This window comes from Streptomyces sp. P9(2023) (assembly GCF_032436795.1).
Classification (GTDB): Bacteria; Actinomycetota; Actinomycetes; order Streptomycetales; family Streptomycetaceae; genus Streptomyces.
Map to the genome: position 1 here is coordinate 1 of NZ_JAUPWM010000470.1, position 272 is coordinate 272.

The window sequence follows — 272 nt, forward strand, 5'->3', positions numbered from 1 at the left end:
TTTCGCGCAACGCATTGAGTACGCGCTCAACATTGAGATAGGATTTCGTCGCCGCCGACGGTCCGATGTCGATGACTTCATCTGCCATGCGAGCAGCCAGCATGTCGCGGTCAGCTTCGCTGACGATCTGAACAGTCGAGATACCCAACTCTTTTGCGGCGCGAATGATGCGGACTGCGATCTCACCGCGATTTGCGATCAGCAGTTTGCGGATGGGAGCAGTCATTATGCAACCTCAATATGACAAACGATTTCACCTGGCTCGACGTTAC

1 protein-coding gene is annotated in these 272 nt (G+C 53.7%); it reads right to left on the reverse strand.

Annotated features, from left to right (window positions below):
• On the reverse strand, window positions 1-226 hold a 226-nt coding region (locus Q5762_RS38415), incomplete at its 3' end, for a biotin carboxylase N-terminal domain-containing protein (RefSeq protein ID WP_315896951.1).
• Window positions 227-272 lie beyond the last annotated feature (46 nt).